13 protein-coding genes are annotated in these 11,119 nt (G+C 59.3%); 12 read left to right on the forward strand and 1 reads right to left on the reverse strand.

Annotated features, from left to right (window positions below):
- Positions 1–199: 199 nt before the first annotated feature.
- Positions 200–748 carry a YhcN/YlaJ family sporulation lipoprotein gene (locus tag H5U02_10965; GenBank protein ID MBC7342941.1) on the reverse strand — a complete coding sequence of 183 codons (549 nt, stop codon included), beginning with the start codon at positions 746–748 and terminating at the stop codon, positions 200–202.
- A gap of 198 nt (positions 749–946) precedes the next feature.
- On the opposite strand from H5U02_10965, the gene hisZ reads away from it, so the two are divergent.
- The 12 genes from hisZ to H5U02_11025 form a co-directional block, all read left to right on the forward strand.
- On the forward strand, positions 947–2,233 hold the full coding sequence (gene hisZ, locus H5U02_10970) for an ATP phosphoribosyltransferase regulatory subunit (protein MBC7342942.1): 1,287 nt from the start codon (positions 947–949) through the stop codon (positions 2,231–2,233).
- Positions 2,230–2,946 (forward strand): ATP phosphoribosyltransferase, encoded by a 717-nt coding sequence (locus tag H5U02_10975; protein MBC7342943.1) that lies wholly within the window; start codon positions 2,230–2,232, stop codon positions 2,944–2,946. Before hisZ ends, H5U02_10975 begins: the two co-directional genes overlap by 4 nt.
- Positions 2,947–3,024: 78 nt before the next feature.
- Positions 3,025–3,636, forward strand: a complete 612-nt coding sequence (gene hisB, locus H5U02_10980) for an imidazoleglycerol-phosphate dehydratase HisB (protein ID MBC7342944.1) — start codon at positions 3,025–3,027, stop codon at positions 3,634–3,636.
- 74 nt (positions 3,637–3,710) lie between these two features.
- Positions 3,711–4,391 (forward strand): imidazole glycerol phosphate synthase subunit HisH, encoded by a 681-nt coding sequence (gene hisH, locus H5U02_10985; protein ID MBC7342945.1) that lies wholly within the window; start codon positions 3,711–3,713, stop codon positions 4,389–4,391.
- Positions 4,369–5,103 carry a 1-(5-phosphoribosyl)-5-[(5-phosphoribosylamino)methylideneamino]imidazole-4-carboxamide isomerase gene (hisA, locus tag H5U02_10990; protein ID MBC7342946.1) on the forward strand — a complete coding sequence of 245 codons (735 nt, stop codon included), beginning with the start codon at positions 4,369–4,371 and terminating at the stop codon, positions 5,101–5,103. The genes hisH and hisA overlap by 23 nt, the downstream gene beginning before the upstream one ends.
- 30 nt (positions 5,104–5,133) lie before the next feature.
- A complete protein-coding gene (hisF, locus tag H5U02_10995; GenBank protein ID MBC7342947.1) occupies positions 5,134–5,892 on the forward strand; it encodes an imidazole glycerol phosphate synthase subunit HisF in 759 nt (252 codons plus the stop codon).
- A gap of 254 nt (positions 5,893–6,146) precedes the next feature.
- On the forward strand, positions 6,147–6,929 hold the full coding sequence (locus H5U02_11000; GenBank protein MBC7342948.1) for a bifunctional phosphoribosyl-AMP cyclohydrolase/phosphoribosyl-ATP diphosphatase HisIE: 783 nt from the start codon (positions 6,147–6,149) through the stop codon (positions 6,927–6,929).
- Positions 6,930–7,093: 164 nt separating this feature from the next.
- Complete coding sequence (locus tag H5U02_11005; GenBank protein ID MBC7342949.1) at positions 7,094–8,536, forward strand: 4Fe-4S dicluster domain-containing protein; 1,443 nt, start codon at positions 7,094–7,096, stop codon at positions 8,534–8,536.
- A gap of 32 nt (positions 8,537–8,568) precedes the next feature.
- On the forward strand, positions 8,569–9,405 hold the full coding sequence (locus tag H5U02_11010) for a sensor histidine kinase (protein ID MBC7342950.1): 837 nt from the start codon (positions 8,569–8,571) through the stop codon (positions 9,403–9,405).
- A complete protein-coding gene (locus H5U02_11015; GenBank protein MBC7342951.1) occupies positions 9,381–10,022 on the forward strand; it encodes a response regulator transcription factor in 642 nt (213 codons plus the stop codon). Before H5U02_11010 ends, H5U02_11015 begins: the two co-directional genes overlap by 25 nt.
- A gap of 173 nt (positions 10,023–10,195) precedes the next feature.
- Positions 10,196–10,972 (forward strand): 4Fe-4S dicluster domain-containing protein, encoded by a 777-nt coding sequence (locus tag H5U02_11020; GenBank protein ID MBC7342952.1) that lies wholly within the window; start codon positions 10,196–10,198, stop codon positions 10,970–10,972.
- Positions 10,953–11,119, forward strand: a 167-nt coding sequence (locus tag H5U02_11025; protein ID MBC7342953.1) for a formate dehydrogenase, incomplete at its 3' end; no start/stop codon positions are given. The genes H5U02_11020 and H5U02_11025, both read left to right, overlap by 20 nt.

Genomic DNA, 11,119 nt, shown 5'->3' on the forward strand with positions numbered 1-11,119 from the left:
AGGGAGGAGATGCTGCCGCCGCGGCCCCCCGGCCGCGGCACCAGCCGCTGCCTCTCCCCTCCAACCAATGGTCCTCATTGTTGGTAAGTTCGTCTCCCTTTTCAATACCTTTAGTGCCATAGGCTGTTTAAGCGACTGGCCGCAAGCAAGGCGTCCCGCCCTGATCTTGCCACGCCCTTGGGGCCGGTGGCCTTGGGGCTTACCGGCTAGGAGCAGGAGTGGCCGGGGCCGGCGGCGCCGGTGGGGGCGCAGGGGGAGTCGGCGCTATTCGCCGCCCGATCTCATCTAGCTCCTTGGCAAAGCTGGACAGCGGCGTTCCCGCCTTGATGCCCTCTGCCACCTTTTGAATGCGGCTCACCAGATCGGGGCTGCTGGTAACGTTTACCCCGGTCAGGCGCGGTTCGGCCCGGCGGATGCGGTTGGCTACGTCGCGCTTGACATTGGTGGCCTGGGTTCCGGTAACGTTAGGACTGAGGGTTAACCCCACTAGGGCGGTAGTTCCGGAGATTACCACCGTTGCTTGCTTTACCCCCGGCACCTTAGTTGCTTCGGTGGCCAAAGCGCTCACCAAGCGGTCCATTTCCGCTGGAGTCGTTGGCAAGGGCTTTTGGGCAGGGCCAGGAACCGTTTGTTTAGGTGTGGTTTCGGGAGCCGGGGGCGCAGTTTTGGGGGGCGGCGAAGGCCGACGGGCGGGAGCGCAACTCCCTAAGCTGGCCGCCAAACTCACTACCAAGGCGGCCGCTGCCAATTTGGTTGCCAACCTAGAGCTAAACACGTTTCCACCTCCGTAATTCTCTCCAGGGTGGTCGGAAAATCGAGCTTAGTATTCACGAAAGAGCCGAAATCAATACGTAAGAATCGGCATCCGGCCCGCCAAGGGTGACTATTGTCTCTATGGGGCACAAATGATAACATAACTACGTTATAATTAAGAATCGAGTAGGCATTGTCCGAGAATACCGCTTGGCGGTCGGATGATGAACAAGGAAGGAACGAGCTAACCGCCATGGCCCAGCGCCGCCTGCACTTAGAGACTCCACCCGGGACCAGGGACCTGCTATTTGATGAAGCCGAAATCAAGCGGGAGATCGAAAACCGCATGAGCGCGGCCTTTCGCCGTTGGGCTTACCGCGAGGTTTTGACTCCCACCTTGGAGTACTATGATACTCTCCTCCGAGGCGCAGCCCAGTCCAAGGATAAAGAGATCTATAAATTTGTGGACCGGGAAGGATATATACTGGCTCTGCGGCCAGAACTTACCACTCCCTTGGCCCGGGTGAGCCAGACCCGGCTGGCGGGCCAGGAAAGGCCGCTTCGGCTTTTTTATTTTGGCCCGGTTTTTCGCTATGCCCAGCCCCAGTCGGGCAGGCCGCGGGAGTTCTTTCAGACCGGGGCCGAGCTCATCGGCGGTGCCGGGGCGGCGGCTGATGCCGAGATCTTGGCCTTAGCCATAGAAATATTGGAAACGGCAGGGCTGCGTGACTTCCAGGTGGGCCTAGGGCAAGTGGAGGTAATGCGCAGCCTTTATGATAAGTTGCCCCTGGCAGCCGAGGAAAAAGAAGACTTGCTTGAGGCGTTGGGGCGAAAAGATCTGGTGGCAGTGGAGCAGATCATTGCCCAAAAAGGCCAGGGCCAAAGCCAAGCGCGGCTGTTGACGGCTTTGCTGGAGCTGCACGGGGGCAAGGAAACCTTGGAGCAGGCACGCAGTCTGGCCGAGGGAACCGAGGCTGTCCCGGCTTTGGAGAGCTTGGAGCTGGTTTGGGATCTGGTGCAGTCGTATGGAAAGTCTCCCCGCCTCTTCTTGGATCTGGGTATCTTGCGCGACTTTAATTATTACACGGGTCTGGTGTTTGAAGTCTACGTTCCCGGGCTGGGGATTCCTTTGGGAGGCGGGGGCCGCTATGACCACCTGCTGGCGCAGTTTGGTGAGCCCTGCCCGGCTACCGGCTTTGCCCTCAATCTGGACCTGATCATCCAGGCCTTGCTGCGCCAGGAAGAGGGTCGGGCTGGGGGGCGGGAAAGGGCAGGATTACCGGCTGAGGCCGGATCGCCCCAGTACCTGGTGGCCGGGAGCGATTGGAGCCAGGTGGTAGCCTACGCCCGGCGACTCCGGCAAAAGGGCTTCCGGGTAGAGGTGGACCTGGCCGGCCTGGGAAGCGAAGAAGCCCAGGAATACGCCCGGCGCCGGGGCATCGACCAGGTGATCTTCCTGGGCGACCGGACCGGGAGGTGAACCCTTTGTTGACGTTGGCTTTGCCGAAGGGGAAATTAGGCCAAGAGAGCTTGGCCTTGCTAGCCAAGATTGGCTGGCCGGGAGCAGGCATCGATCCCGATGCTCGGGCGCTGGTACACGAATTTCCTGAGGCTAACAAAAAATATATTTTTTGCCGCCCCACCGACGTACCTACCTTGGTGGAATACGGGGCGGCCGATGTTGGTATGGTGGGCAAGGATACCTTGCTGGAGGCTAGCGCCAACGTTTATGAATTGGTAGACCTGCAGTTTGGCTATTGTCGACTGGTGTTGGCAGTGCCGGCTGCTTTCCTGGGGCGCGAGGAGTTGGCTTGCCCGGAGCGAATAGATTTGCTTAGTTTTTGCCAGCGCTGGGGGCAGTTTCGGGTGGCTACCAAATTTCCCCGGCTGGCCCAGGCCTTTTTCCGGGAGCAGGGCATACCGGCGGAGGTTATTAAACTGCACGGCAACATTGAACTGGCGCCCCGGGTGGGCTTGGCTCAAGGCATCGTGGATTTAGTGGCCACCGGCAAGACCTTGCGCGACAATCACTTAGTTGCCATACGTACCATTCACGAATCTACGGCACGCCTAATTGTCAACCGGGTGAGCTACCGGCTCAAATACCACCAGGTGCAGGAGCTGGTGGAGGCTTTAAAGAAGGCTCTGGCGGCTGCCGGAGCCCGAGACGGAGCGCTAGGTGGCTCCGCGTAGGATTACAGAGCGGAGGACCAGCACCCCAGGTTGGAAGTAAGTGATCTTTTGAAGGAGTGAAGGAGGGCCGGGCCCAAAATGGCTGAACCGGCGAGCGGGCCGCGAGTGGCCGAGGTGCAAAGGGAGACCAAGGAGACCCAGGTGAGACTTCGCCTGAGCCTGGACGGGGACGGAACCTTTCGGGGAAGCACCGGGGTGGGCTTTATGGATCACATGCTGGAGCTGTTTTGTGCCCACGCTTGGGTGGACCTGGAAATAGAAATGAGCGGAGATCTCCAGGTGGATGCTCATCATAGCCTGGAGGACTTGGGGATTTGCCTCGGCCAAGCTTTGAGGAAGGCTTGGGGGGACAAGCGGGGCCTAGCCAGATATGGCTGGTGCCTTTTGCCCATGGATGAAGCCCTGATCCTCCTGGCTTTGGACCTTTCTTCCCGCCCCTACTTGAGTTTTGAGGTTAGCTTGGGGGCGGGGCGGATCGGCGACCTGGATGCCGAACTTATCGAGGAATTCCTGCGGGCCCTGACCAACCAAGGCGGGATAACCTTGCATGTCCGCCAACTGGCGGGAAAGAATTCGCACCATATAGCGGAAGCTATATTTAAGGGGTTGGGTCGGTGCTTGCGCCAGGCGGTGGCCCTAGAGGTGGGGCCGGGAGCGGACCGCATCCCCTCGACCAAGGGAGTGCTCTAGGCGGCCTGCCCTGCATTGGCCTGGTTGGATAAGGATGGTTTGGCGGAGGAGCAGGTGGACGAGGAACTATGGAGATGGAAGTGGGAGCGGCTGACGGGGCTGGGGAAACTTTAACTGGCCAACCTAGGTTGGTCATAGTTGATTATGGCATGGGCAATCTCCGCAGCGCCCAGAAAGGCTTAGAGCGGGCCGGGTGGCGGGCGCAGATCACTGCCTCAGCTAAGGAAATTGCCAAGGCCCAAGGCATAATCCTGCCGGGAGTAGGGGCCTTTCCCGACGCTATGGAAAGCCTGGCCCGACTGGGGTTGGTGGAAACCATCCGGGAGGCGGCTGCTTCCGGGGTGCCGGTGTTGGGCATCTGCCTGGGCATGCAGCTATTGCTTTCAGGCAGCGAGGAGGGCGGATGGCACGCCGGGCTTGATCTTATTCCCGGCGCGGTCAAGAAATTGCCAAGGGGGGTAAAGATACCCCACATGGGCTGGAACACAGTGGAGCCTACCGCGGCCGCGGGAGAGTTGTTCTCGGCTACCAATTGTGAGGCCCGTTTTTATTTTGTCCACTCTTATTATGCGGTGCCGGAGGATGAGGCGACCGTGGCTGGTTGGACCGAATACGGAGTAAGGTTTGCTTCGGTGGTTAGGCGGGGCCGGGTTTTTGGATTCCAATTTCACCCGGAAAAGAGCAGCACCGAGGGGCTAAAATTGCTCAAACAATTCGGGGAGTTGGTCTTTAATGTTGGTGATTCCCGCAGTTGATCTCAGGGGCGGCAAGTGCGTCCGCCTCTACCAGGGCTCTCCCGACCAGGAGATGGTATTTTCGGAAGACCCGGTGGAGGTGGCAGCGGTTTGGCGGGACAAGGGAGCCCAGTTTTTACACGTGGTGGATTTAGATGGGGCCTTCGTCGGCAACCCCCAGAATACCGACATTGTGGAGCGAATCATCGCTGAGGTGCAAATACCGGTGCAAGTCGGCGGCGGCATCCGCAGCGTGGAAGCAGCCCAGCGCATACTGGACCTGGGGGCGGCCCGGGTGATCCTGGGAACGGTAGCCATAACCGAGCCGTCGGTCATCGAGGAATGCGTGGGTCGCTTTGGAGACAAGGTGGTGGTCGGCATCGACGTCCGCCGGGGCAAGGTGGCAGTGGAGGGATGGGGGACTACGGTGGAAAAGACCGCGGCCGATTTGGCCCGGGAAGTAAAATCCCTGGGGGTGGGCCGGGTGGTATTTACCGATACCCGCCGCGATGGTACCCTCAGGGGCCCCAATTTGGAAGCTTTGCGCCAGCTGGCCGAGGCTAGCGGTTTGAGGCTAATCTTGGCTGGAGGCGTAGCCACGGTGGAGGATATACGCCGAGCCAAGCAACTGGAGCCTCTGGGATTGGAGGCGGTAATCCTAGGCCGGGCCCTTTACGATGGTTCAATAACCTTGGCGGAGGCGCTGGCGGCAGCTGCCGATCCCGGAAGGTAGCGCGGCGCTTCGGCGAGGAGGTAGTTAAGCATGTTGGCCAAACGGATTATCCCTTGTCTGGATGTCAAAGAGGGGCGGGTAGTCAAAGGAACTAATTTTATCAACCTTAGGGATGCGGGGGACCCGGTAGAACTGGCCGCCTTCTACGATCGAGAAGGCGCTGATGAGCTGGTGTTTCTGGATATCACTGCTTCGGCTGAGGGCCGAGGTATCATGGAGGATGTCATGCGTCGAACCGCCGAGGTGGCATTTATCCCCTTCACGGTAGGTGGGGGTCTACGGAGCCTCGAGGACATCCGCGCCATGCTCAAGGCGGGAGCCGACAAAGTATCCCTGAATACGGCAGCGGTGCAAAATCCGGACCTGGTGCGGGATGCCGCTTTGCGCTTCGGCAGCCAATGTGTGGTGGTAGCCATCGACGCGCGCCGAGTAGGCCAGGGGCGCTGGGAGGTATATACCCACGGGGGGCGGAAGCCCACCGGGCGGGATGCCATCCAGTGGGCTAAGCAAGTGGAAAGCTTAGGGGCGGGGGAAATCCTCCTCACCAGCATGGACCGGGATGGCACCAAGGATGGCTACGACCTGGAGTTGACCCGGGCGGTGGCGGAGGCGGTGAATATACCGGTGATTGCCTCGGGCGGGGCCGGTACCCTGGAGCACCTGTACCAAGGACTTACTGAGGGCAAGGCTGATGCAGTTTTAGCGGCATCCATTTTTCATTATGGCGAATATACCATCCGCCAGGCCAAGGAGTATCTGGCCCAGCGGGGCGTGGAGGTTCGGCTGTAGCCTTGGATCGTAGACATGTTGCGGGCCGAGCCGCTGTGCCCCATGCGGCCGGCCGCACAACCAGGCACGAAAAAAGCACGTAGGGGAGGCTGGGGTGCTAGTCCGGGAGCGATCCAGCACTCAATCAGCAGCAACTAGGACTTAGTAAGGGGTCTTAGCACCTGACTGGGCGATGCTTGGTAGACGGATAGGTGAATTGAGGGCTGGGCGCGCACGATTACGGAGCGGAGGAACAGCGCCGCAGCTGGAAATATATGTTTTGTCGGAGGAGGAGGAACTTTGGGGTGGCTTTAAAGAAGCTGGCCAGCGTCGATGACGTCAACTTTGGCTTGACCGTTGACGATCAAAAGCTGGTTCCCGTGGTGGTCCAGGACGCCAAAAGCGGGGAAGTTTTGATGCTGGCTTATATGAATCGGGAATCCTTGGAAAAATCGCTAGTTAGCGGCGAAACTTGGTTTTATAGCCGTAGCCGCCGCGGGCTTTGGCATAAAGGCGAAACCTCAGGGCATACTCAAGCCATCAAGGCCCTTTATTACGATTGCGATGCCGACGCCCTTTTGGCCTTGGTGGAACCCCGGGGGCCGGCTTGCCACGAGGGAGATTGGTCCTGCTTTCATCATCCCCTGGCGACAGCCGCTCCAGGTGACAGTGACGGCACTAAAGACGCTACTAGTCTGGTAGCTCTGGGTCGGGGGGAAAGTAACGCCGAGGGCGGTGGCTCTGCCGGAGCGGCCTTGAGCCCTGGGGCTGGCCAGCTGGCTTCCATGTTTGACCTTCTCCTGAAAGTAATCGCCCAGCGCCAAAAAGAACGGCCGGAGGGGTCCTACACCGCCTACCTCTTCAATTCCGGCCAGGACAAGATCCTGAAAAAGGTGGGCGAGGAGACCAGCGAAGTCATCATCGCCTCTAAAAACCAGAGCCATGATGAGATTGTCTATGAAGTGAGCGACCTCCTCTATCACCTCTTGGTGCTTCTTACCTATCACCAGATTCCTCTCGAGCATATTGCTGAGGAATTGCGCCGCCGGCATCGGTAAAAACCAGCCGTCCTGGCAGGTAACTGGCCTGCCGGTGTCGAAATTAAAACTGGCGAGGGAGACAGAGGTGGACCGACCCAACTTGGACTCCAGGTGACTTTGCAGGTCGCGGAGCGTGGGAGCCACGGTTGGGGATGGAATGAAAGACTTTTGGGGAGGGCGCCATGGCGGTCGATTGGACCTTGCTGGTGGAGAAATTGGGCCGGGGTCCGGTTACCATTAAGCCGGAGCTGTGCCTTCGATCCCGGCACCGGCAGGCCCAATGCGCTAGTTGCGCCTCATCTTGCCCCCAGGCGGCTCTTTGCTTTCCTGGTGGCGAGACCGAGCCCGATCGCCCCGGCCGGCTGCACCCGCCCGAGGTTGATCCCAGGCGCTGCCTGGCGTGTGGTACCTGCGCTTCCATCTGCCCCACCGGGGCTTTAGAACTCCAAGGTTATGGATGGTCCGATGTTTATAGTGCCATCAAGAGCTTCGTCACCCAATACCAACGGCTGGCGGTGGCTTGCCAGGGGGCAGTGAAGGCTGCCGGCAGTCGAGTGTCTTATCCTAGTCGGCGGAGGGAAAAGATAGAGAATCTTCCCGGCTTGCCTGAGGTTTTGATCATTCCCTGCCTTACTTTGATGACCACTTCCTTTTTGGCTTATGCTTGGCGTTTGGGGGCAAAGGAGCTGGAGATTTATGGCGGCGATTGCGGCGGGTGCCCCATTTCCGGCGGGCGGGATCTGGCATCCATTCTAAAGGAACGATACCGCCAGCTTTCCCGCCTTCTTTCCTACTGGGGTGAGAGCCTGCCGGCGCGCTGGGCTGCTCCAGACGAGCTGATAGCCCCCATTCAGTCCCAGGTTGGGGCCAGGGGCTTGAAGCAAGAAGAAAAACCGGCTCGGGTGGGGGAGATGTCCCGGCGGGATTTCTTTAGGCTCTTTAGCCGGCAGGCGGTTACTACAGCCCTGGAGGCGGTATTGCCGGAAGAAACCACCGACCCGGTATTTAGGGATCCTGAAGTGCCGCTGCCGCGCCAGGTGGCCCTTTGGGGGTTGGGGGCTCTGGACCCGAACCGGGTAAACTTGAGGCAGGCGGCCGGGTTTCATGGCGCTGATAACGCGGAGGAGGGCGAGAAAGCTTTAGGCATAGATCAGGCCGACGTGGCGCTGGCGGCTGTGGCCGCCAGCGCCAACCTGGAAGTAAGCCCTGCTTGTACGGGTTGTTCCATTTGCGTCCGGGTTTGCCCCACCGGGGCCCTGCGCCTGTATGCGGAGCCAGGCGCATCCCGGGCCGTAGCTACCGAAGCTATGGTTGAGAGCGCGGAGATGATTAGCCAGGCGGGGATTAACCCGGTTGCTCCTGGCAGCCCGGCGCGGGATGCCGGGCTGGAGGTCCGGTTTAAACCCGCCTACTGCATCGATTGTGGCCTCTGCCGAGCGGTATGCTTCACCGGCGCCCTCAGTCGCGTGGGTCCAGCCCGGCTGGTGGAATTCTTGAGCGGGGAGGAAAAAGTCTTGTTCAAAGGATTTCGTCGGCAATGCGCCCTGTGCGGCCGGGATTTCGTCGGCCGAGCCGAAGATAGTTATTGTCCCAGCTGCAGATCCTTATGGCCGGAAGGCCAGTAAAATCGCATAAGGCCCAGCCAAGAAGGAAAGGTGTGGCGACTGCCATGGCGGGTTCGACTAGCCGGAGAAGGACGTCTAGCCAAAGGCCAAGCCCAACTTTGGGAAGCGCTTGCCCCAAAGCCAATGGCAGGACGGTTTGTCCGGTCAGCCCGGAACGCTGTCCTTGCCCGGGCAAGAAGTTGCGGATCGATGCTACTCAGGCCTTGGAAAGGGAATGCAAACGCTGGGGCGCCGAGCTCCACGACGGGCCCGCCCAATCCCTTGGGAACCTCATCCTAAAAATTGATGGACTACGGCGCTCGCGCCGGGATAGCGATCCAGAGCTGGCTAGGGCGCTGGATGACATCTACCAGGAGCTCGCAGGCTGCCATGCCAGCGTTCGCCGGATGATCGAAGAGGCCCGAGCTCCTTTTGCCGGCGGCGGGTTGCTTTCTGCCATCCGCGCTTACACCGAAAAGCTGGCGGCGGAAACCGGGCTGACTATTCGCCTTGACTTGCCCGATGCCCTAGAAGGGATCCATGCCAGCGTTCAGATAATGCTGTTTCGGGTGGTCCAGGAGGCGCTCCTAAACGTCAAGAAACATGCTCGGGCTACCCAGGTAGCGGTGCGGGTAGATTCGGGGTGCGGCCATTTGGCTATCTCGATTGAGGATGATGGCGTGGGTTTTGATCCTGATCTCCTGGAGCCAAGAATGGGCTCGGGAGGTAAGCAGGTGGGCATCGCCGCCATGAGGGAGAGGGCGGAAATTCTGGGCGGTTTCTTGGAGATTACCTCTCGGCCGGGACAGGGGACGCGGGTACGAGTAGTGGTGCCCAGAGTAGGAACCATGGGGAGCGGGGTTATATGGCTGGAATCCGAGTCGCGCTAGCGGACGATCACCCTATTTACCGCCAGGGTCTGTATGCGGCCCTGGAGACTATTCCAGGGGTGGAGGCGGTAGGGGAAGCCAGCAGCTGCCGGGAGCTGGCCAGCTTGGTGGCCAAAACCTTTCCCGATGTGGTGCTCCTGGACGTGCGCATGGGTGAAGACAATGGTTTAGCGGCGGTGGAGAAAATCCGGGAAACCAGCCCCCGCACTCGGGTTATTGCTATCACCGCCTATGATGATGAGGAGATCCTAACCGCAGCGGTACAGGCGGGGGTGGACGGTTTCCTGGTCAAGGATGCCGGGCTAGATGACCTGGCGGCTGCTATAAGGGCAGTATCGAGCGGCAAGGGTTTCATCAGCCCCAGCGCTACCAAGCAGTTCCTGCAGCTAGCTGCTAAGCTTATCAATCAGGCCAGGGGCCCTCAAGCTGCTACCAGCATAGAATGCCTTACTCCTCGCGAAAAAGAAGTCCTGGCCTTGGCCCGGGAGGGGCTGACCAATCGCCAAATTGCCGACCGGCTTCTCATCTCCGAAAACACAGTTCATAATCACCTGATCAACATCTATCGCAAGCTAGGCCTCACCCGCAGGCGCCAGCTCTTAACCTCAAACCAGTAAGAACTATTCACTCTCTTATCAGCTTAGCTAGTCTTCCTGACTAGATTCTGGCTAGACCATTTAGCCTAGGCTGAACTTCACGCAATTGAACTGTTCAGTTCATTGTTCTTACTTTCACATGATCGTAAAATTGAACTTGCAATAACAGAAAATTAATGCAGGAGGGAAGAGCTTTGCCCCGTTATGGCATGGTCATCGACCTCAACAAGTGTGGGGGCTGCTATGCTTGCAGCGTCATCTGCAAAGTGGAAAACGGGACTCGCCCCCGGGTTTCCTGGAACCGGGTGGATACGGTGGAGTGGGGTGAATACCCCCAAGCCCGCCTGGCCTTTATTCCCACCCAGTGCATGCATTGTCAAGATCCTCCCTGCGTGCGGGTCTGCCCGACTGGCGCCAGCACCAAGCATGCCAACGGCATTGTAACCGTCGATTATGAGCGGTGCATTGGCTGTCGCTACTGCCAGGCGGCATGTCCTTATGGAGCTCGCCAGTTCAATGGCAAGGACGAGACTGCTTTCCCAGGTCACCTGGCTCCTTACGAAGAACAGGGGTATGCCAAGCACCGGCTAGGGACAGTGGAAAAATGCACCTTCTGCCTGCACCGGGTGGAGGCAGGCCAGGTTCCGGCCTGTGTGGCCATCTGTACCGGTAAGGCCAGGGTTTTTGGCGATCTTGACGATCCAGCCAGTGACATCAAGAAGTACATCCAGTCCCATAAGGCGGTGGCCATAAATGGAACCTCATTCTATTATGTGCCGCCCCAGGATATGGATGCCAAGTTCTTGCCGGCCCAAGCCCGCACACCCAGCGCTGTTTCTTGGTGGATGAACATCGTTCGTCCCGGAGGCAAAGTAGTCATGGGCGCGGCGGCGGCGGCAGTGGTGGCTAGCCTCATCATTGGCGCTGCCAACCGGGGAGGAGGCGAACATCATGACCAACCGCAAGGATAGGGTGGAACGGTTTAACTTGGCAGAAAGGCTGGGGCACTGGTCCCACGCCATCAGCTTTGTCCTGCTTTTGCTTACTGGTTCTGGTCTGGCTTTCTATAGCTTCGCGCAGGTGCTCGGCCCCGAGGGTTTAGGTATCTTCCGCCGCAT

It is taken from the genome of Clostridia bacterium, assembly GCA_014360065.1.
Lineage (GTDB): Bacteria > Bacillota > DSM-521 > Neomoorellales > JACIYF01 > JACIYF01.